General features: G+C 59.1%; 13 protein-coding genes, 1 tRNA gene and 1 pseudogene. 9 read left to right on the top strand and 6 right to left on the bottom strand.

Annotated features, from left to right (window positions below):
• A pseudogene (locus tag O146_RS12890) lies at positions 1–260 on the top strand (IS481 family transposase); the annotation flags it as partial.
• A 69-nt stretch (positions 261–329) separates the two neighbouring features.
• Here the strand turns inward: O146_RS12890 and O146_RS0108980 are convergent.
• The 3 genes from O146_RS0108980 to O146_RS0108970 all read right to left on the bottom strand — a co-directional run bounded on the left by O146_RS0108980 (position 330) and on the right by O146_RS0108970 (position 3,357).
• Positions 330–418, bottom strand: a tRNA-Ser gene (locus tag O146_RS0108980).
• Between the two features lie 71 nt (positions 419–489).
• On the bottom strand, positions 490–1,992 hold the full coding sequence (locus O146_RS11760; RefSeq protein WP_081820626.1) for an MmpA family trehalose lipid delivery protein: 1,503 nt from the start codon (positions 1,990–1,992) through the stop codon (positions 490–492).
• A gap of 3 nt (positions 1,993–1,995) precedes the next feature.
• Positions 1,996–3,357, bottom strand: coding sequence for a porin PorA family protein (locus O146_RS0108970; protein ID WP_027018256.1), 1,362 nt, complete (start codon positions 3,355–3,357; stop codon positions 1,996–1,998).
• 138 nt (positions 3,358–3,495) lie between these two features.
• Here O146_RS0108970 and O146_RS12495 point away from each other — a divergent pair, with 138 nt between their 5' ends.
• Positions 3,496–4,632 carry an acyltransferase family protein gene (locus O146_RS12495; protein ID WP_081820625.1) on the top strand — a complete coding sequence of 379 codons (1,137 nt, stop codon included), beginning with the start codon at positions 3,496–3,498 and terminating at the stop codon, positions 4,630–4,632.
• Here O146_RS12495 and O146_RS11755 read toward each other — a convergent pair.
• From O146_RS11755 to O146_RS0108950, 3 genes are all read right to left on the bottom strand, one after another.
• The gene (locus O146_RS11755; RefSeq protein WP_081820629.1) at positions 4,539–7,883 is read right to left on the bottom strand and encodes an alpha-(1->3)-arabinofuranosyltransferase domain-containing protein; all 3,345 of its coding nucleotides are present in this window, start codon (positions 7,881–7,883) and stop codon (positions 4,539–4,541) included. The genes O146_RS12495 and O146_RS11755 overlap by 94 nt on opposite strands.
• A 91-nt stretch (positions 7,884–7,974) precedes the next feature.
• Complete coding sequence (locus tag O146_RS11750; RefSeq protein ID WP_035000732.1) at positions 7,975–8,184, bottom strand: DUF2613 domain-containing protein; 210 nt, start codon at positions 8,182–8,184, stop codon at positions 7,975–7,977.
• 41 nt (positions 8,185–8,225) lie between these two features.
• Positions 8,226–8,741 (bottom strand): universal stress protein, encoded by a 516-nt coding sequence (locus O146_RS0108950; RefSeq protein ID WP_021352868.1) that lies wholly within the window; start codon positions 8,739–8,741, stop codon positions 8,226–8,228.
• An 83-nt stretch (positions 8,742–8,824) separates the two neighbouring features.
• On the opposite strand from O146_RS0108950, the gene O146_RS0108945 reads away from it, so the two are divergent.
• The 7 genes from O146_RS0108945 to O146_RS13050 all read left to right on the top strand — a co-directional run bounded on the left by O146_RS0108945 (position 8,825) and on the right by O146_RS13050 (position 17,471).
• A complete protein-coding gene (locus tag O146_RS0108945; protein ID WP_035000731.1) occupies positions 8,825–10,510 on the top strand; it encodes a VanW family protein in 1,686 nt (561 codons plus the stop codon).
• Positions 10,511–10,573: 63 nt separating this feature from the next.
• The gene (dcd, locus tag O146_RS0108940) at positions 10,574–11,137 is read left to right on the top strand and encodes a dCTP deaminase (protein ID WP_021352870.1); all 564 of its coding nucleotides are present in this window, start codon (positions 10,574–10,576) and stop codon (positions 11,135–11,137) included.
• Between the two features lie 40 nt (positions 11,138–11,177).
• A complete protein-coding gene (locus tag O146_RS0108935) occupies positions 11,178–12,554 on the top strand; it encodes a UDP-glucose dehydrogenase family protein (protein ID WP_027018253.1) in 1,377 nt (458 codons plus the stop codon).
• A gap of 398 nt (positions 12,555–12,952) precedes the next feature.
• Positions 12,953–13,435 carry a ferritin gene (locus O146_RS0108930; protein WP_023018474.1) on the top strand — a complete coding sequence of 161 codons (483 nt, stop codon included), beginning with the start codon at positions 12,953–12,955 and terminating at the stop codon, positions 13,433–13,435.
• Between the two features lie 152 nt (positions 13,436–13,587).
• Entirely contained in the window at positions 13,588–14,889 is a 1,302-nt protein-coding gene (locus tag O146_RS0108925; RefSeq protein ID WP_023018473.1) for an alpha/beta hydrolase-fold protein, read from the top strand.
• A gap of 101 nt (positions 14,890–14,990) precedes the next feature.
• Positions 14,991–16,103, top strand: a complete 1,113-nt coding sequence (gene fepB, locus O146_RS0108920; RefSeq protein WP_023018472.1) for a Fe2+-enterobactin ABC transporter substrate-binding protein — start codon at positions 14,991–14,993, stop codon at positions 16,101–16,103.
• Positions 16,104–17,228: 1,125 nt separating this feature from the next.
• Positions 17,229–17,471 (top strand): Abi family protein, encoded by a 243-nt coding sequence (locus tag O146_RS13050; RefSeq protein ID WP_027018250.1) that lies wholly within the window; start codon positions 17,229–17,231, stop codon positions 17,469–17,471.
• The last annotated feature ends 205 nt before the right edge of the window (positions 17,472–17,676 follow it).

Below are 17,676 nucleotides of genomic sequence, written 5' to 3'. Positions count from 1 at the left end.
CCCAACCACTCGACATCCCCATTGGCACCGACAATCGCCTACGGCGAGACAAAGTCGACAACGACGGAAAAGTAACCCTTCGCTGGGCCGGCAACATGCGCAAACTCTACGTCGGAAGAAAACACCGCACCAAAGAAATCATGCTCATCTGCATCAACAACGACATCACCGCCATTAACCCCCACACAGGCGAAATCTGGGGCCGATACCACTTAGACAAAACCAAAAAATACCACCGCAACCAACTCGGTGAAATCTAGAAAACGAACCCCCAAAACGAAGAAAATCTCGAGACACCGAAATAGGAACGATGTCTCGAGACTTCACATTGGCGGAGGATGTGGGATTTGAACCCACGAGGGTCGTGAAACCCGCACGCGTTCCAGGCGTGTGACATAGGCCGCTAGTCGAATCCTCCAGCGAGAACTAAGTCTAACAGTAGATTGCAGGAATGCAAAACCGGGAAGAATTCAGGCAACTTCAGTGCTCTCACCTGCGGGTTTTCTCCGATCTGCGGGTTTTCTGTGCCTTGTAAGTTTTCTGTGCCTTGCGAGTTTTCCCCGCCTTGCGGTTTCGCAGCTGCCACCACAGCACGAGCAACCAGGCGCCGAACCAACCGGCATGCCACCCCCACGGCAGTGGTTCTGGCTCTGCACCGGTTTCCGTGATCACACCGTCGGCATAGACCACCCCAATGCCCAAGCTGCGCAGGCGCTCGCGATCGCCGTCCTGCCACGCCTGTTGCGCCAGGATATAGCGCCGCGATGGCTTGTCGACGAGCGCGCCGTCGACCTCTAGCTCCCCGGAATAGACCACCGGCAAGGCCTTCGTGTACGGGTTGATGCTCACCCAACCCGGCGCAGAAACCACCGTCGGGGCATCCGGTAAAAATACCGTGCGGCCGTCGGCACGCTGCAATAAATCTTGATCCAACCCGGCGGTGACCTCCCGCGGGGCCAGCACCGAGACCTCAGCAGGAGCATCGACGACCTGCAGCACAGCACACAAGAGAGCCAGATATGCCCACAACCGCGGTACGCCAGCAGCGGCGCAGCAATACGCGGGAATCGCCAACATCACCAGCTTCTGCGAATCCCGCAACACGCCCGGATCAACCGCAGACAACAGCTCCGGGGCCAGCCAGCCCACCATCGCGCCCCCGAGGCCCAACACCGCCAACGCCAGCACCGCACGCGGCACCGCGCGACGGCCTAGCCACAGCACGGCAAACAACACCACCCCGAAAATCGCAAAACCTGCCGACCTCGACGCCGGAACTGCCTGCCCATTCCATATTCCCCCCAAGCCCAGCAGCGAACCTAGCGTGCCGATGTAGGTTTCTGCCCGCGGGCCAAAGGCGAAATAACTACTCGTGGCCGCATGCGGGATATCCTGCAACGATGGCACCAGCCACGGCAGGCTGGCCAAGCCTGCACCCACCAGGGTGAGCACGCGCGAATGCCAGCCACGCACGACGAACAACGCAGTGAGCGTGGTAAACAGTGCGCCGGTAGGCGTGAGAGAGGACAGCAGCACCGCCACCAACACCCAGACCACACGGGTGCGCAGAGCCACGATGACCGGCAGCAGCCAGGCTGCCAACACCAACGACCACTGTCCTTGCAATAAGCGCTCGACGACGAACGGGTTGGCCACCGCGATGGTCATTGCCGTCAGCTGCGCGGGCAGTGAGGCAGAACGCTCGTGTGCCAATAGCGCCCCGGCATACGCAGCGGCCGCCGCGCCACCGATCAGCAAGACCCGAACTATCCATGAGACCGGAAACAACACCCCGAGGATCGCCAGCACGCCATCTTGTGGGGCATTGCGCGCGGGCAGATCCCCAAAACCAAAGGCCGAGGGCGACAGGGCTGGTGAATCCAGCACGAGCATATCCCGCCAGGCTAGTTCGCCAGCTGCGAAAAATGGCCAGGTGAGCGCGCCAACCAGTAGGCTGGCCCACAACCCGAGGATCAGCAGGCGTGCGTTCATGTGCTAGCTGGCGCTGGGGTTGCTGACGCTGGGATTGGTGCCGGGGTGGTCGGTGCCGGAGTGGTTAGCGTGGGCGTGCTTCTGGCTGTGCCGGTGCCGCCAGATCATCCACACCGCAGCTGCCAGCAGGATGATGCCGAGGGCAGTGGTCAGAAAACCAATGGCCTCCCAACGTTCCACCACACGCACCGTCTTGCTGGCCAGGTCTTGTGCTTCCTCGCGGGAGGCGGAATCATATTTCGCGTGCGTGGACAACACGGTGCGCTCCGGGGCTGGCTGCGCCGGGGTGCCATCGGCAGCGAGAAAAACCTCGTAGTGTTCATCGCGGTTGACGATCTGCCCAGTGATCGGTTCTACCCACACCAAGCGGTCCACAGAATAATAGGGGCGCATGGTCACGGTATCCGCGGCGGAAAGATCGCCGGTGATGCGCTCGTCGGCAAGCTCGTCGGCGGTATAAAAATCTGTGGCCGGGCCGGTCAGCTCCATGGCGTCGAAAAGCTGCGCGGCTGGCTCGTCAAGGATTTTCGGTGACAGTGCTGTAACCGGGGTGGGCGGGCTGAGCAAATCCTGCGGCTGCGAATACGCGCGCAGCAAGGAATTTTGCAGCGGGTGGGCCGTAATGGTGTGGCGGTATTCGTAAAACTCCGCGGTGGCAGCACCATCTTCAGCGCCTTCTTCATCCTCGCCCTGCTCGATGGTGTCAGCGAAGTCAATGGGAAGCGGTTCTTGGGTGAACAGATCGAAGAAATTATAGGAACGCTTCTGCGTATCCGGTTCGAAGGCATAGTAGATGCCCGGGCGGGCAAACAGGCCCGTGTCGACGACGGGGGTGTCTGTGTTGTCGTTTCTACCGTCATCATAAAACCGCACGCGCGAGGTAGGGTCCGGGATGCCGATGGCGGATTCGCGGTTGATGGTCACGTCGTTAGCAGCGTGACCCAGGGGGCGCGCGTTGATGGCATCGTCGCTTGTGGATGAGCCTGCGCCATCGTCGGCAAGCAGCGTGTGGCGTGCTGTAATTTCGGAACGACGTGCAGGATCGTCCGCATCCTGCGTGGTGCGCAGCAGCGTGATTTCACTGTCGACGTGCGTGGTAGTGGTGCTGATATAGCACGAAAAAGTTGGCGTTGCTTCCGGGCAATCGTCGGGGCGGGGAAGTGGCTTGCCAGCCCCGACGCTGCTGGCTGCAGCAGCGAATTCCGTCGTGTCTAGCAGCTGGGTTTTCGCGCCTTCTGTGCGCGTGTGCACCGTGGTGCCTTCTGGCCAGGAATCGTGGAAGGCCATTACCAGCGGCGGAGCGGCGGCACCAACCACCAGCGAGAAAGCAGCAGCGGCCACCGTTAACGTGACACGACGGAACATAGTGCTAGCAGTATACCTGCGGCGTTAACTTCTGAGGGCTGAGGCCCAAACTAAGCGGAAGCCCAAAATGAGCTCGGGCCCAAACTAATAGGTTTCCTCAGCACGTGAACTGCAAGACTTGCCTGCTAGCCTGAGCGCATGGTCGCTACCAGTGTCTCCGCATCGGTTCCGCAGCGTATTGACTGCCTAGAAGGTATTCGTGCGCTTGCAGCCGTCGGGGTGCTGATCACTCATGTGCATTTTCAGACTGCTTCTGGGCCAGTGGTGCTGGAACGTTTTGATTACTTCGTGGCCGTGTTTTTTGCGCTTTCCGCATTTTTGCTGTGGCGTAGGCCGATCGGCCCCGGTTTTTTACGTAAGCGTGCCGCGCGCGTATTACCCGCTTACCTCGTCTGCGTCGCGGTGGTGGCCTTGGCGTTGCCAGCGGCTAGTACCATGAGCTGGCAACAACTACTCGCTAACCTGACCGCCACTCAGATCTATATTCCCGATGGGCTGGCACCAGGCCTGACACATTTGTGGTCGCTGTGCGTGGAATTCGCTTTTTATTTTACGCTGCCACTGATCGCCTGGGTGCTTTTGCGCTGGCAGGCCCGCACGCGAGTACTCGCGCTGTGCGTGGTGGGGGTCATGAGTTTGGGCTGGGCTTTTTTGCCGTTTGTGGCCGGTTTCGACGGTAGCGACGGCGCTAGTTGGGCGGCGAGTGTGAACCGGCAGATTTGGCCACCGGCTTATACTCTGTGGTTCGTCGTCGGCATGCTGGCTGCCGAGGCGGAATCGGCGGGCGTCGCCAAGCGCCCAGGTGTGGTACGACGCATCCTGGGCATGAAACCGCTGTTTTGGGTGCTAGCCACTGCTTGTTTATTCTTGGCCAGTTGGGAAGCTATCAGCCCGCGCGGCCTTACCCACCCGAGCCCACTGGAATTCGCCATCCGCATCAGCCTGGGCACTGTCTTCGCTGCGTGCATCGTGGTGCCTTATGCGCTGCGGCCTACCCAATCTGGCCTGCTGCTGAGCCAGCCGGTGCAAGCCGTGGGGCGCTGGTCTTATTCGCTGTTCCTGTGGCATGTGGCAGTGCTGTCCATCGCCTTCCCGCTGGCAGGAATCGAGATGTTTAGCGGCGGTTTTGTCAGCATTCTGGCACTCACCCTGGGGCTTTCTGTAGCGGTCGCGGCTATCAGCTACACCTTGGTAGAAGAACCAGCCCGGCTTTGGCTCAGGCAGGCCACCGCACCCGCAGCCAAACACGCCGCGAGCAAACTATCACCGGCATAATGCGCATCCGGCCACGGTGCGCGCGCCAACCACAAACCACAAATCCCCAACAACGCTGGTGCTAAGACCACCGGGCGGATCGTCGTCCAGCGCGTGATTGCCCACGCCGCAGCTGCTGAAACCGCCCCTGCTGGGCCCACCACCGCACCCGAGACCGCAACGGCAGCCACTGGGAATGCCCAGGCAGGCAGTGTGGGTTCTGTGGTTAGTAAGCGTCGTGCGTGCCGACGTCGTGCGGTTGCGAATTGGGCGCTGGCCGTCGGGCGCGCGAGTGGGAACAACACCAGCGCGGCTAAGGTCACCAGCGATACCGCCGCACCCACAAATAAGGACGTGCGGTACGCAGCCTCACCGGCAAAACTCATGCGAAACTCGCCGGATGCGCCTGCGGGCAGCACAAACGCCTGGGTAGCGGCATCAATGCTGGTAGGTTGCAACTCGGTGACGGTGCCTGAGGCGTCGACAAGCTCGCCGCGTAAGCCCTCATTGAACGCGCGCCCGGTGACGAGCAGGCGGCCCTCGCCTACAGCATCGTCAGCGTCTGCAGCACCCGGCACCGTGCGGCCATCGACCGGCTCATAATGCGCGGTCGGGGCAAAGCCAGGCTCGCGCAGGCTGACCCACGCGGCCGCAGTAGATATGGTGTGCGTGCCGGATAGTTCCACCGTTTCACCTGCGGAATATTCCGTGCCGTCGATGGTGACCGGCTGCTCATCGTCGGTTCGGATCTTAAGCTGCATTGTGCGCGGAACCTCGAAACTGCGCTGTACAACACCCGTATCCACCGCCAGGCGTTGGAAGACGAACTGCCGAGCATTCGCGGTAGCTGGGACGTGCACCAGGCGCGACAATTCATGGCCAGCCAGGTGGATATCGGAGACCCCGGTGCGGGTTTCCGGATTGAGCTGGACTTCTATGCGGCTGGCACGGAGATCATCCGGGAAAGCAATGCGGGTATCTTCGCCGGCTGCAGTTTCCACGGTGATGGTGTGGATCGGCTCGTCGCTGGTACCCGCGCTATCATCCTCAGGAACCTCATTAGTACCCTCATCGGCATCCTCATAACCCCCATCAGCAAAAGCCAGTACTCGCAGGCGTGCATCCTCCGTGGTGGTCAGATGTAATTCCGGCGCGTGGAATATCCCGTCGGTGCTGCGGAGCTGCAACGTTCCCGGATCGCCCGGGGCTGGCCACCAGGCTTGGTCCGTGCCATCGACCGCCGCATTGATCGAGCGCGCCGGATCCGCGCCCCCAAAAGCGGTGGCATCCGCGGCCGAAGATGAGGCCTGCAGTTGCACATCACCGCGGATACGCACCGGCAGCGGCGTGGCGACGCTCGGGTAATCCACACTCGGGTGCTTCGTGGTGGCCTCATCCGGGCTGGCCAGCGGGCCAGAGACCGCCCCCTGCAGGGTGCCGAAATTACGGTCGACTAGCAGAGGGGTATCGGTGACGATCTCGGCACCGGGTTCCGTACCGGGCTCAGCGCCAGACCCTTCCTTTGCCGCCCCCGCACCCGCATGGTCCACCAACCGGCGCGGAACCGGGCCATCGATGGTATCCAAGACCGCCAGCGCCTCGCCGCCACCGGCCACCGTGACCGGATCATGCGCGATGTGCATATCGCGCTGCGCATCCAACACAAAAATGGAGACCTCACCGAAATCATGGCGCTGCACAGCCGGAGAGCCTCCCGCCGCCCGGTCAGCCAGGCGGCCTAAGGCGTCGGCAAGCTCGTCGGCACGCTCCCGCTGGGCGGGAGAATCCAAATCATGACGCACCAGCACCGCACCGATGCCCAAACGCAACAAAGGATCCACCGAGCGATCCAGCGTGGCCAGCACCCCATCCAGCCCACGAATCGCCTCCGGCGGCAACAGCGGCACTGCATCACGTACCGCCCAGGGCACATCCAACAACGGCTGGGCGGGCTCATCGCGGGTCCAACCCCATTCCTGCCGGGCAAACGAGGTTTCTGGAACCAGCAGGGTACGCGTGTCGACGTTGTCATTGAGGAAATCCGCAGCCTGGCGCCAATATTCCGGCACCTCGCGGTACGCACCGGTGGGTAGTAACCGGCCCGACCACACCGGAGCCACCGACAGCAGCGCGATCACCGCCACGCCCAGGCCTGCGGCCGCGCGCCGGGTCAACGGATGCTTAAGGCGCGGCATCTCCAGCACAGTGCCCAGGTGCGCTACGCCGAGCAGTAGCGGGATGCGCACCAGCGGGTCGAATTTGTGCAGGTTACGCAGCGGAGCCAGGACGTTGTCCAGCAACTGCCCATAGGGCGCGGCCAGGATCGTGATTCCGACCAGCAGCATCAGCAACCACAGCCCGTGGTAGCGCAGGCGGGTGCTAGGCGCGGAGCCCTGTGCGCATTGGGCACTCAACGCCAAGCCCGCCAGACCACACGCTGCAATCGCTACGGTGGCCAGCACAAACACCGGCTGCGAGACCAACAAATACCCGGCCTCGCGCTCAGTATCGGCAAACGGCGTCCAGTGAGTGGTGCCGCGCAGAATCTCCAGTAGGTTCAGCCAGCGCGTGGTCACATAGGATGATTCGATGAAATCCGTAAACGGTGGGGAATACTTTCCCAACACCAACAACGGGCCGATCCACCAGGCGCTCACGGCGACCGCGGCCGGGATCAGCAGCCAGCCTTGCCGACGCCACAGAATCACCAAGCCAGCCGGGATACAGGCAGCCAGGGTTGCGGTGGCGTTGACCGCCCCCATCAGCGCGATGGGGATGGTGGCCGCGGCGATATCCCGGCCCGTGATCGTGTCCCTGCGCAACAGCGGCACCAGCACCCAGGGGGCGAGCATGACCGGCCAGGCCTCGGAAGAAATTGCGGTCAGTGTGGTGAGTGTGCGCGGCGACAGCGCAAACAGCAGCGCAGCGATGATCTGAAAAGCGCGGATGCTTGCCGACGCCGTGGTGGAGCGGCCAGAACCAGGAACAACACACTGGCAGAGCCGATAAAAACCGGAAAAACCAACCCCTGCGACGATGGTCCACCACAGCCGTTGCGCCACCCAGGCGGGAAGCAACCAGTCCGGGATGGCGTCGGCAAGCAGGAAAAACAGGCCCTGCGGGAACAGGTAGCCATACGCCTGGTTTTGCAGCTGCCCCAGCGGGAAGACATCCGTCCAGGCGTGGGTGGCCGCGGCCAGAAAACCGGCGGGATCAGCCGTGAGATCGTGTTTAGTATCCGCGGCGATAAGCCCGACAGGCTGGGCAAACATCGCGGTGGCCAGCACCAGCCACACAATGGCGTGGGTGTTAAGTGGGTGAGTGGCGTGGGCGCGAATGCGCAGGCGGGCGCGCACAGCAGGCCTACTCACGTGAGCCGTATTCGGCACCACCTAACAGGGCATCATCCGGTGGGGTGGTACCAGAGATGGTGTCCTGGCCGGAAAACTGCGCGATGCCCAAAATCGCGACGACGCCCAGCGCGACGCCGACGACAGCGCTGCCCAGAGCCGGGCCCAGGCTGCGGCGGTTCAGTGACTGCCGGTTGAGCGAGCGAGAAGAATCAGCGGCCATAAATAATTGTCCTTAATCCTGAGGATGAATCATCCCTTAATTTAGTCGTCCCTGGTGAAGTATTCCGGATCGTCGTCCTCGTTTTCCGGTGGCACGACCAGCACCGGAACCCCGGCGTTTTTCACGATCGTCTCCGCTGTCGACTGCGACCACAGCGCGCGGAATCCGGTCAGTGCGCGAGTGCCGGTGATAATCACGTCGACGTCGAGTTCTTGGGCCGCATCCACGATGGCCGAGGCGATGGTCGTGGCCGATTCCACCAGGTGCGCCTTGCCGTACATGCCGAGCTTTTCAGCTGCAGCGATGCCCTGACGGCACACTTGCACGGCTTCGGCGTAGGCGGGATCGTCTTCCAGATTATCGGAGGTCATCGTCGCCTGATGCATGCCGGTGCGCGAGGCAGCGCGGGCTTGCTGGCGGGCGATCGGCTCCCACGCAGTCAAGATTTGCACGGTGCCGGGCTTGAGCAACTTGGCAGCGTATTCGAGCGCACGGTCGGCGTTTTCGGAGCCGTCGTAGGCAATGAGCATGGTCTGTTCGCGGGAATCGGAACTCATAGCTTTCTATCCTAATAGCGTTGCGGGTCGAATTGCTGCAACCAAACTAGTACCAAGCTGTGTGAGCGGTTAGTCTATAAAGCGTGAATTCGGCGAAATCGAGAAGTTTCAAAGGTGTGGCGATTGTGCTCGGCGTCTTCGTCGGGCTTTTCGTCATTGCTGGCATTGCCTACGCCATTGATGTCTCCACGAATCAGGGCAAAATCCCGCGTGCGACGTCCGTGGGTGGCGTCGATATTTCCTCCCTGGAGCGCGAGGATGCTCTGGCCAAGCTTGACGACGAACTCCGCGAGGCAGAAAACGAACCCGTGCGTGTTGCTGCGGGCGAAAAAACCACGGAATTCGTGCCAGCGCAGGCAGGGCTGCGCCTGGACTTGGAAGGCACGATTGCCGCTATTCCCGATGAGTCGATGAACCCACTTGTGCGCCTGGCCAGCTTCTTCCGTTCGACGAAGGAAGTGGACGTGCAAACCGCCGAGGATCCGGCCGCGCTGAACCCGGAGCTAGACCGCATGGTCGGCGAGCTGCACCGGGACCCCGAAGATGGCGCGGTATTCCTGGAAGCCGGCAACGTGGAACCGCGTGATGCCGTACCGGGCCAGGAAGTTGATCGCGCGCAGCTGCAAGAAGAGGTTGCGAGCTCCTGGTTGGATCCGGAAGGCATCGCGGTAGAGCCGAATGAGATTGAGCCGGTGATTAACCAGGATCAGGTGGATGCGATCGCCGAAGGCCTTGCCGCCAAAGCTGTCTCCGGCCCGCTGAAGGTGCACGGCCGCGAGAATATTACGGGCACGATTGAACCCGCGCGCATCGGCGAGTTCGTGCATTTTGAAGCCCATGAAGGGCATTTGGAGCCACGTGTCGACGAGTCCAAGGCCCGGGACATCTTGGGCGAAGGCCTGGCGGAATCCGAACGCCCGATGAAAAATGCTCGCTTGTCCATGTCTGGTGGCCAGCGGCAGGTTACCCCGCACGTGGATGGGGAAGTCATTGACTGGGAACAGACCATGGCCGGTTTCGCCGAGCGCGTGCTGGGCGATGACCGCGAGTGGGATGCCACCTATGAGGACCAGCCAGCGACGTTTACCACCGCGGACGCCGAGGCCTCGACTTTTGACCAAGTGGTTGGTGAGTTCACAACCAGCGGTTATTCCCCAGCCTCGGGCACGAATATTTCGGTGATCTCCAATGCGCTCAACGGCACCATTGTGTCGCCGGGCGAGACCTTCTCCGTCAACCAGGCCACCGGCTCGCGCACCGCCGCGCAGGGCTATGTGGAATCCGGCGTGATTTATGAAGGCCGCGCAGACACCGCCGTCGGCGGTGGCATTTCGCAATATGCCACCACTTTGTACAACGCGGCCTATTTTGCGGCCATGGAAGATGTCGCGCACACTCCGCACAGCTACTACATCTCACGCTACCCGGCGGGGCGCGAGGCCACGCTGTACGACGGCGTGATCGACCTGAAGTTCCGCAACAATTCCAACCACCCAGTGCGCATTGAATCGAGCGTCGGCGGTGGTTCCGTGACCGTGCGCCTGATGGGCGTCAAGGAATACGAGGTGGAATCCATCAGTGGCGGTCGTTGGGCGCACACCAATCCACCGAAGCAGAAAGTCAGTGGTTCCAACTGCATACCGACTTCCGGCATTCCGGGCTTTACGACGTCCGATACCCGGGTGATCCGTACCTTGGATGGTGCGGAGGTATCGCGTAATACTCAGACCACCGTCTATGATCCGCAGCCAATCGTGACCTGCGGCTAGAGCTAATGTTTGAGCCAGTACCTGCCGGGCGTCGGCAAGCGCTGGCTAGGTAGGATAATTGCTATGTTGCTGTCTGATCGAGACATCCGTGCCGCCATTGATTCTGAACGGCTGGGCATTAGCCCCTGCGATCCAGAGCTGATTCAGCCTTCGTCCGTCGATGTGCGGCTGGACAAGTTCTTCCGGGTGTTTAATAACTCGCGCTATACCCACATTGATCCGAAATTGGAGATGGAAGACCTGACTACGCTGCGCGAAGTTGGCGACGACGAAGGTTTTGTGCTGCACCCCGGTGAATTTGTGTTGGGTGCCACTTTGGAGGAATTCCGCTTGCCCGCAGATCTGGCTGGCCGTTTGGAAGGTAAATCTTCGCTGGGGCGACTGGGCTTGCTGACACATTCGACGGCTGGTTTTATTGATCCCGGTTTTTGCGGGCACATCACTTTGGAGCTGTCGAACGTGGCGAATTTGCCGATCACGCTGTGGCCAGGCATGAAGGTGGGGCAGCTGGCGTTGTTCGCGATGACCTCGCCTGCGGAATCACCGTATGGCGCGGGAGCGTTGGGCTCAAAGTACCAGGGGCAGCGCGGGCCGACGCCGTCGAAGTCCTATTTGAACTTCCGTTAAATGGCCTGGGCTGTAGGCCGGTTCTAACTGGGGTTGTTGCGTGCATCTTACTGTTTTTGGCCTGGGCTATTTGGGACTCACGCACGCCGCGTGTATGGCAGAGGCGGGGCACGAGGTGCTCGGCGTTGATATTGCGCCCGCGCGCGTGGCGCAGTTGCAGGCTGCGCGTGTGCCGTTTTATGAACCGGGGTTAGCAGAGTTGGTTGCCCGTGGCGTGGAATCGGGGAGACTGCGGTTTAGTTGCGATTACCAGCAGGCTGCGGAGTTTGCGCAGTTGCATTTTATTGCCGTGGGCACGCCGGAACGCGCGGATAGTCCGGCGGCTGATACCAGTGCGGTGGAGGCAGTCGTCGACCAGCTGGCACCTCTGTTGCGTGGTAAACACGTGCTGGTGGGCAAGTCTACGGTGCCGGTGGGCACGGCTGCGCGGCTGCAGGAACGCGCAGCTAATATCAGCCGAGCCACTGTTGATATTTTGTGGAATCCTGAGTTTTTGCGCGAAGGGCATGCGGTGGCCGATACGCTGTGCCCGGACCGGATCGTGGTGGGAACAGGGGCAGAAAGCACTCCGAATGGGGTGAGCTCAGCGCCAGCGTTGCAGAAATTGCGTGAGGTGTACCGGGCACCGTTGGAGCGGGGAACGCCGTTTTTGGTGATGCCGTGGGCGAGTGCAGAACTGGTGAAATCCGCGGCGAATGCCTTTTTAGCCACCAAGATTAGTTTTATTAATGCCATCGCAGAGGTCTGCGAAGCCGTTGGCGGTGATGTTGCTGCGGTAGCTGAGGCCTTGGGCTACGACGAGCGCATAGGGCACCAGTATTTGGGTGCTGGCCTGGGCTTTGGTGGTGGCTGTTTGCCGAAGGATGTGCGCGCTTTTCGGGCGCGTGCCGACGAGTGCGGCGCCGGTGATGCGCTGGCGTTTTTGGGGCAGGTGGAGTTGATCAATGCCCGTCGGCGGCAGCGTGTGGTGCAGCTGGCCAGTGAGCTGGTGGCGCAATCTCCGAAGGTGGCAGAGCCTGCGGGGTCGGCACGGCCGGGATTGTCGGGCGCGGTAATCACGGTGCTGGGGGCGGCGTTTAAGCCGAATTCTGATGATGTGCGCGATTCCCCGGCCTTGCATGTTGCTGCTGAGTTGGCGCTGCGTGGTGCGCGGGTGCGCGTGTGTGACCCGCAGGCAGTGGAGAATGCGCGTCGGGTGTATCCGGGCTTAGAATATCCGGCTTCGCTTGCCGACGGTGTGGCTGGGGCTGATCTGGTGATTCTGGCGACCGAGTGGCGGGAGTACCGGGAACTGGACCCGGTGTGGGCGGCGGAGTTGGTGGCCGAGCCGGTGTTGATTGATGCACGCAATGCGTTGGACCTCGCGCGCTGGCGGGGTGCCGGTTGGCAGGTTCATGCACTTGGCCGTGGCGACTGAAGTAGTTCCGCACTGCAGGAACTAGGAACGGCGGGACTCGCGCACCTTTGAAGAATTACCCCTGAAATGGGGTGGTTTCTGACATGATTTTCGGTGGCGCTCGGCGTTGGAAAAAGGCTAAAAATGGCGCCGAGTGAGCTATCAAACCATGCAGAGTTACTAATTTAGGTCCCCCTATTTAGGGGCTGACTAGCGGGTTTTGGGTTTCCTTTGTTAGGTATTCCTGCAGGTAGCAGGGTTGTGTGCCCTAAGGTGGATTAGTAGAACCTATTGATTTATCTAAGATTCATAGGGTTAGCATTTCGCGGCATTGTTGGTAGTCTGGGAATCACAACAAAGCACACGGAACCGGATAGACGGTTTCGGAATTGATTTTCTTAGAAAGGTGTGATCGTTCCATGAACGAGAAGCTATTCAACTTGATCAACAAGCAGGTTACTAACGAGCACGGCGCTGCTTTGATTTACACCCAGCTGGCATACGAGCTCGACGAGCTGTCCCTGCCTGGTATGCGTGATTGGATGTTCAAGCAGGCTGATGAGGAGCGTGAGCACGCACAGAAGTTCGCTGATCACCTGCTGGATCGCGACGAGAAGCCACAGATCGGCGAGATCAGCGTTGATGATCTGAAGATCGAGAAGCCAATCGATGCTTTCAAGGCTGCCCTGGAGCATGAGAAGAAGGTTTCCGGCCAGATTCGCGACATCGTTCGCTTGGCTGACGAGATCGACGACGTTGACTCCCGCACCCTGCTGAACTGGTTCTTGGATGAGCAGATCGAGGAAGAAGCATCTGTTTCCGAGATCGTCGACCAGCTTGAGCTGGTAGGCGACAACGGATCCGGCATTCTGCGCATCGACGCTCAGCTGGCAGAACGCTAAAATTTACAAGAGCCAGTAAAGAATGGCTCTGAGAGCCCTGCTTGAAGACCCCAGGATTTTCCTGGGGTCTTTTTGCTGCTTGGGACCCGTAGTGGAATTTAAGGGCGGGGATCTGCGATGAAAAAATTTAACTTACGGTAGCCTATGCAATCATGAATGTGCTGCCGGGCGAGGAAGCAGAACTGCGTCGACAACTGGAGCAGGCCGTTGCAGCAGATTCTGCTGGTTTTACCGATTCTGTACGTGCGGCAGGTTCGGTACAACTCGATGCCGCCTGGAATCATGTGGCAGCCGGCGGCTTTCCCCGTCGCAGTCACGATGATTCGTCTTATGCATTTGCGGTGCGCCATAGCGAGTTGCAGGCTGCCACCAGCCGACGGCTTCCTACCGTGAATCAGCTCCTGAAGACCGGCCTTCACCTGCACATTAATCGGCTTACAGATAAATTAAAGTACGACCTGGGGGCTATGACGCATGTCCCAGGTACAGATATCTGGACTCATTCGGTGGCAGTATCATCCGAGTACCAGGGCAGTTATGGTTTTCAACTCACCGAGGGCCATCGCACCCCCACCATGTGTGACCCGCACGCGATCCGCACCTTGTGGTGTGAGGATGGCTTTGGGCTTTCGGAGATTTCGCAGCCGCTGCCCGTCGGCAAGCAGGAGATGCGTGCGATCCCTGGCCAACTGGGAGACGTGCGGTTTCTGTTGTATTTACCAGCTACTAATATCCCTACCGGTGTTGCCGATGCTGGCGACGCTGCTGCCGGTGCCGACTCTGCTGACACTGGCGGGGGCGGCGATGAGCTGGTCCAAAAAGTTGGTCTACTCACGCTTTTTGACGGGGAAAACTGGCAGAAAGCCAACCTGGCCGCCCATATTGCCGCGGTGAATGAAAACTCGGAACGCCGGATGGCGGTGCTGTCGATTGTGAATGATTCCAATGCGCAACGCGTGCGTCGCCTCGGGCTGGAAGAAGAGTTTTTGGGATTCGTGTGCACACAGCTGACTGCATACGTCGCGACGCTGGCTGCCGAGCATTGCGTGGAATTGAGCCCAGAACACCGCATCCTGGCTGGGCAATCGCTGGGTGGCTTGGCGGCATTGCGTATCGCGCAACTGTATCCCGATGCCTATGACACGGTATTGGTCCAATCGCCGTCGTTATGGTGGCGGCCCGAGCGTAAGGCAGTCCCGACGGATAATAATCTGCAGAATTACAGCTGGATTACTGAGGAGTTTTTATCGCAGCAGGTTATGCCACGAATTCATATTGATGTAGGTGTGCGCGAAGATGTCGGTGTCGCCAAAGCGTTCTTGTTAGCGCGCAAGCTGGAAAGCTGCAGTTGGCCGCATAGTCTCACGGTGTACGAGGGTGGTCATGATTTTGTGTCCTGGCGTGCGCAGCTTCTTAAGCATGTTTTGGGTCGGGTGTATATTCACGAAAGTTGAATGTAAATAAGGCTATCCATTCTTTAACCCTAATCATTTAGGTAATTTCAAGGATGGGCTAACTAAACACCTAGGAAGATTTTAATTTGAAGGGCAGATAAATGACAACCCGACGCCGAATTGTGCACAGGCATGCGTATTTTGCCGTTTCTACCGTAACCGCATTCAGCCTGTTGTTGGTCAGCTGCAGCCAAGCTGACGAATCCGCCAATGGATCGGATGCCGCAAGCACGAGTGCGCACGCCACGAGTTCGGAAACTGCTGGAGAAACTGCTGGCAGTGAAGATGATGCCACCTCGTGGCCGCGGACTGTGGATTCACTTGTTGTGAACAACGGTGAGGTCACTGGTGATACTGAAGAAGTTGAAATCACTGAGCAGCCGAAGAATATTGTGTCAACTTCGGTGACTTTGACTGGTTCCTTGCTGGCAATGGATGCACCGATCAAGGCAACTGGTGGTGCGGCAGCCGGTGGTTTGGCCGACGAACAGGGATTTTTCTTGCAATGGGCCGATGAAGCCGCAGAACAAGGCGTCGAAAGCCTGTATAACCTTGAGGTCGATGTAGAGGCTATCGCGGCGCAGGATCCGGACATGATTGTCGTGAGTGCCAGTGGTCAGGATTCGGCGGTGGCTGAGTATGACAAGCTTAGTGCGATCGGCGTGCCAGTCGTGGTGGTTGATTATTCTGACCAGGGCTGGGATGAGATCATGAGCCTGCTTGCAGAGGCCACTGGGCATGAAAAAGATGCTGCCGAGGCGATTCAACAGTATGAGGACCGCCTGGAAGAGGTCACTAAGGCCATTGAGTTGCCAGAGCAGCCGACGAACTTTGTCATGCCGCTGCCTGGTGATCGCGGTTTGAACTTCTGGAGCGCGGAGTCAGCGCAGGGGCAGCTGCTGGAAGATATCGGTTTTGAGGTTGCGGTGCCGGACGACGAGATCGTTGATACCGCTGGTCCGCGCGGTGCGCGTAAAGACGTCAAGACGGTGGTCCCGGAAAACGCCCCGAAGGCCATCACCGGTGAAACCGTGCTGACCATGAGCACCACCGGTGGCGACCCAGTGGAGGCGTTGAAGAACAACCCACTGTTGGCCAACAACCCGGCCATCGCGAACGACGCCATCTACTTGCTGAGCCCAGAGCTGTTCCGCCTAGACTTCTACAGTGCGATGATGATGCTGGACGAGCTGGAGAAGCATTTCGCGAAGTAGCGTGTACTGGGTGGGAGACTGGCGTCGGATGGCTCGTGTGGGTTTGAATCCTTAGGGCCTGCCAATTGGATGGTTTCATACCCCGTCATCACCCGCACAGTGCCGGTATATTGGTTTGCCGCACCCGTGCTTTGCGACGGCGCAGAGAGCGCTAACTAATCGAGGAGACAGGGTTCGAGTCTATGTCGTGGTCAAAACCCCTCGTGAGTGAACATATGCTGCTTCGTGGTCTTGAGCAGCACGGCCGCCTGTTAGGAGATGAGAGACTAAACTCCTTTGAATGCATGGTACTCGAGGGCACAAAGCCCAGGAAGCGGTGATCCGGAGTGTTCGCTTTAATTCTAACAGTCGCAGCCTCTTTTGGTCTCATTATTGTCGCGGATGAAGCCGGCACTGATTCTGTGGCGTTTGTCATTACAACGGTTCTTATGGGATTCGGATTCGCCCTGTTCGTCGGTAATTCACTAGAACACCACCTCCCGAGAGTATTGTGGAATCATTTGTCTCTTTCGCGTGACGCTAGCCGAAAATGGGGCGTTCATATCTTCAACGGAGCTCTTTCGCGGATTGGCTGGAATAAGCTCATTTTTGCCATGCGGGAAGGTAGTTCAGTCGAATCGACGAAAAGTTGGGATCCGAGGCATATGAGAGCTGCCGCGGGTGGTCATGGATGGGCAATAGTCCTTCATTCCACTTCTTCGGTATGGGCCGTCGCGACCGGTGGGTGGATTTCTTCTGTAATCCTAATAGTGGTCGGGGTATTCGGCCATCTCTATCCTGTCCTGCTACAGATACGCGTGCTGACAACACTTAAGGAGGCGGAACGTCGCCTCTAAACCTTTCGGTATACGATGGTAGGCACCAATAATACTCAACTTATTATCTCAAACATGTACTGTGGCATGTGTGGCGATCCACTGTAGATAGTCTTGAAGTACAGTGACATCGACCCCATACCCAACTCGCGGTTCACTTTACTTCTTCGCCACTCCCTTTTGCTACTTAGCCCTTAGCCCGGGTTTACCAAGGGGTAAAACAACGACCCCAAGCACAAGGCTTGGGGTCGTGGGGTATGGTGCGCCAATCTACATTGACGCTCACATGCTTGAGCATATCATTAAGCGTATGAAGGACAAAAATGAACTAGAAACCATGCTTGGCGCGGCTCGTTTCAAAACATACTACACAGCTGCAGGAAACGATACAGAAAAGGCGGTAGCACTGTACCGCTGGAATACTCGGCTAGCCGGCGCTTTACACTCTCAGTTGTCTTACTTTGAGGTTCTAACACGCAACGCGATGAACAATGCGCTTCAGGACTGGAATTATAAGGAAAAGGGCTACAGAGATTGGTCCCTTGAATACTAATCAGCACAGCTTTTATACGACATGTTCAAAGGGCCAATGGGACAGGCTAGAAAATGGGCTCGGAAAGAATCTCAGCGTCGCCGCAATGGACACGCGCGCAAGAACGCTCCGCTCAGCCATGATGATGTAATAGCCCAACTCACATTAGGTAATTGGTCGAATCTTCTCGGAGAAGCGTTGCCAGACCATCGTCCAAACGCAAAAA

The organism is Corynebacterium pseudodiphtheriticum DSM 44287, from assembly GCF_000688415.1.
Classification (GTDB): Bacteria; Actinomycetota; Actinomycetes; order Mycobacteriales; family Mycobacteriaceae; genus Corynebacterium; species Corynebacterium pseudodiphtheriticum.
This window is presented reverse-complemented; position numbering and strand designations above follow the sequence as displayed.

Excerpts from the sequence above, each read along its gene's own strand:
- O146_RS11760 (WP_081820626.1), bottom strand. The coding sequence starts at position 1,992 with ATGAACGCACGCCTGCTGATCCTCGGGTTGTGGGCCAGCCTACTGGTT.
- O146_RS0108970 (WP_027018256.1), bottom strand. The coding sequence starts at position 3,357 with ATGTTCCGTCGTGTCACGTTAACGGTGGCCGCTGCTGCTTTCTCGCTG.
- O146_RS12495 (WP_081820625.1), top strand. The coding sequence starts at position 3,496 with ATGGTCGCTACCAGTGTCTCCGCATCGGTTCCGCAGCGTATTGACTGC.
- O146_RS11755 (WP_081820629.1), bottom strand. The coding sequence starts at position 7,883 with ATGTTTGCCCAGCCTGTCGGGCTTATCGCCGCGGATACTAAACACGAT.
- O146_RS11750 (WP_035000732.1), bottom strand. The coding sequence starts at position 8,184 with ATGGCCGCTGATTCTTCTCGCTCGCTCAACCGGCAGTCACTGAACCGC.
- O146_RS0108950 (WP_021352868.1), bottom strand. The coding sequence starts at position 8,741 with ATGAGTTCCGATTCCCGCGAACAGACCATGCTCATTGCCTACGACGGC.
- dcd (WP_021352870.1), top strand. The coding sequence starts at position 10,574 with ATGTTGCTGTCTGATCGAGACATCCGTGCCGCCATTGATTCTGAACGG.
- O146_RS0108930 (WP_023018474.1), top strand. The coding sequence starts at position 12,953 with ATGAACGAGAAGCTATTCAACTTGATCAACAAGCAGGTTACTAACGAG.
- O146_RS0108925 (WP_023018473.1), top strand. The coding sequence starts at position 13,588 with ATGAATGTGCTGCCGGGCGAGGAAGCAGAACTGCGTCGACAACTGGAG.
- fepB (WP_023018472.1), top strand. The coding sequence starts at position 14,991 with ATGACAACCCGACGCCGAATTGTGCACAGGCATGCGTATTTTGCCGTT.
- O146_RS13050 (WP_027018250.1), top strand. The coding sequence starts at position 17,229 with ATGAAGGACAAAAATGAACTAGAAACCATGCTTGGCGCGGCTCGTTTC.